This is a genomic window from Citrobacter sp. wls718 (assembly GCF_005280945.1).
In the GTDB taxonomy this organism is placed as follows: Bacteria; Pseudomonadota; Gammaproteobacteria; order Enterobacterales; family Enterobacteriaceae; genus Citrobacter; species Citrobacter gillenii.
The window spans coordinates 1-2,837 of the sequence record NZ_SZWV01000086.1; the positions used below are offsets into that span (position 1 = coordinate 1).

At 49.6% G+C, this 2,837-nt stretch carries 1 protein-coding gene, 1 tRNA gene and 2 pseudogenes; 1 reads left to right on the forward strand and 3 read right to left on the reverse strand.

The window, feature by feature from the left end:
• Positions 1-212: pseudogene (locus FDW95_RS16915) on the reverse strand (tail fiber assembly protein); the annotation flags it as partial.
• 146 nt (positions 213-358) lie between these two features.
• On the opposite strand from FDW95_RS16915, the pseudogene FDW95_RS16920 reads away from it, so the two are divergent.
• Positions 359-856, forward strand: a pseudogene (locus FDW95_RS16920) (tyrosine-type recombinase/integrase); the annotation flags it as partial.
• 106 nt (positions 857-962) lie between these two features.
• Here FDW95_RS16920 and FDW95_RS16925 read toward each other — a convergent pair.
• Positions 963-1,050: transfer RNA gene (locus tag FDW95_RS16925), tRNA-Ser, on the reverse strand.
• A gap of 143 nt (positions 1,051-1,193) precedes the next feature.
• Positions 1,194-2,831 (reverse strand): ABC transporter substrate-binding protein, encoded by a 1,638-nt coding sequence (locus FDW95_RS16930; protein WP_115259969.1) that lies wholly within the window; start codon positions 2,829-2,831, stop codon positions 1,194-1,196.
• Positions 2,832-2,837 lie beyond the last annotated feature (6 nt).

The following is a 2,837-nucleotide window of genomic DNA, read 5'->3' on the forward strand; positions in this document are numbered from 1 at the left end:
TCTACCGGGGTGGGGTCAGTCCAATCAGCCATGCAAATGTAACCTTGACTGTCATACACAACTTTCAGTGTTTCAGGGGCAAACATTCCTCGTCGGTGATACCAGTCTACGCCTTCATCATCTTCACAAAACTGGATATTGTAAGTGTCCTTCATCTCCTGCTGAACAGGAGTTAATTCTGTGCTCAACCGGAAATTTTTAAAATTTTTCATTATGCTACTCCTGCGTTATACCAGACACCGTTTAGCAAGTACTGCTTCGGTCTGTAATCTATTGCTATCCAGTTCCCCTACTGCCAGATTTTTGTGATCACTGAACCATCAGGAGCGGCAACAGGTACAGCCCCGACGTTACCGTTATCTACGAAGAGGCAATCCCGGCGCTGCGCGTAGCGATGGAGGTTTCATACCTTTGCGCAGCTCGTCAGGGTGACGTTCTGGAAATGGTCTGGAGCGATGTTATGGACGCAGGAATTTTTATCGAGCAGAACAAAACCGGGACCAAACAGATCAAGGAATGGTCTCCTCGCCTCCGGTCAGCATTCCAGCTCGCGAGAAACCCCCTGGGCGAGAATGGAAAATACGTTATGACTAACTCTAACGGTGAAAAGGTAACGGGCAGGACGATTAACAAGTGGTGGGATAAAGCCAAGAAATCCGCTGAGCAAAAAGCAGGTGTGCCGTTCGGATGCACCTTCCACGATATTAAAGCGAAGTCGATTTCTGACTATAAGGGATCGAGCCGTGACAAGCAGCTGTTCTCCGGACACAAAACTGAGAGCCAGGTGCTGGTGTACGATCGAAAAGTGAAGGTGACGCCGACGTTGGACGCCCCACTTTTGGCGGGGAATTCGTGAAAAAAATTTGCCGATTTTTCGCGAAGTATTCTAAGTGGATATTCTAACTGTATTCTAAGAGCCAAAAGCAACAAGGGGCTACCTTTCGGTAACCCCTTGTTTAATTTGGCGGAAGCGTAGAGATTCGAACTCTAGAACCCTTTCGGGTCGCCGGTTTTCAAGACCGGTGCCTTCAACCGCTCGGCCACGCTTCCAATGAGGCGCACTATAAACATCCCGAACGGACCTGTAAAGCACCAATGTGTTCGTTTGCCTGAAAAACAGTCAAAATATTGTTAATCGACTGAAATAACAACAGATTGAACGTTTATTCAGCACAAATATGCTCTTCTGCCACTTAGTGTTTTTTGATGAACATATCTTTGGTGTAGTAATAGCCCCGGTTATCCGGCGCAAATCCCCCTACCCACGGCTTCACCAGATGTGCGCGAACATAGTGATAAATCGGAATGGCTGGCACATCCTCAGCCAAAAGCGCTTCCGCCTGCTGATAATACTTGCCACGTTCTTCCACTGAACCTGCTTTCGCCGCATGACTCATCGCCTCATCATAGGCAGGGTTGCTGTACTGGGTCGTGTTCTCACTATCGCCGGTACGGAAAATATTCAGGAAGCTTGAAGCATCATCGTAATCAGCGATCCACGCATAGCGCACCACGTCAAAATTACCGGTGTGCATGGTGTCCAGCATCGTTTTCCACTCCTGGTTTTGCAGCGTCACCTCGACACCCAAATTTTTCTTCCACATCGACGATGCCGCAATCGCAATCCGCTGATGCGTTTCGAACGTGTTGTAGAGCAAATTTAATGAAAGCGGATGTTCAGGGCCAAAACCGGCTTCTGCCAGTAGTTTTTTCGCTTCCGCAATACGTTTATCCCGCGGCCACGACGCGTATTCTGGCGCGGATAACGTCACCCCGCCAATTTCAGGCTGGCTGATAACCCAGGCTTCCCGCTGCCCCTGCCCCATCACCTTTTGGGCAATGATGTCTTTATCCAGCGCCATATTCAGCGCCCGACGCACGCGCGAGTCGTTAAACGGCGCCCGGGTCGTATTAAACTGGTAGTAATAGGTTGATAACAACGGTGAGACGTGAAGCTCATTACCCATTGTTTTTTTCAACTGGGCAAACTGATTCACCGGCACGCTCAAAACAATATCGATTTCACCGGCCTTGTAGCGGTTAACATCTGCCGCTTCTGAGCTAATAGGCAGATAAGTGACTTTATCAATGACCGTGTGCGCGTTATCCCAGTAGTGCGTATTGCGCACCGCGACAATTCGCTCATTCACCACCCACTGCGACAGTTCGTACGGTCCACTGCTGACAAAATGCTCTGGTCGGGTCCACTTGTCGCCATAACGGCCAATCAGTACCTTATCCAGCGGTACCAGTGACGGGTGCGCCAGCATAGCCAGAAACGCCGCTGTCGGTTGCGTCAGGATAATTTCCAGCGTGGTATCATTCAGTGCTTTTACACCCAGCGTGGCGGGATCTTTTTTCCCCTGTGCGATATCGACAGCGTTGGCAATATGCATGTTGCCAGGGTAAGAGGCATACGGTGAAGCTGTTTGCGGTGAAACCAGACGCTGCCAGCTCCAGACAACATCCTGTGCGGTAATGGCAGAGCCATCAGACCAGGTAATACCCGGTCGTAAATGAAAGGTCCAGATGGTGTTATCTTTATTCTCCCAGGATGCCGCCAGTCGAGGCTCGATAGCCCCATCCTGACTGACGGCAACCAGACCGTCGAACATATCGCTGATTAAAGTAAATTCAACGTTGCTTTCAACTTTATGCGGATCCAACGATGCAGGTTCACTCCCGTTATTTCTCACCAGTTCCTGTTTTTCGGCCAATGTTGTTCCTGCAGGAACATTGGCAGCCCATACCGCACCGTTTATCGATATCAAACAGGCGGTCAACAGCGAAAACGTAAATACCTTCGATTTTTGTTGTGGATTGGCCCCTATATTTCC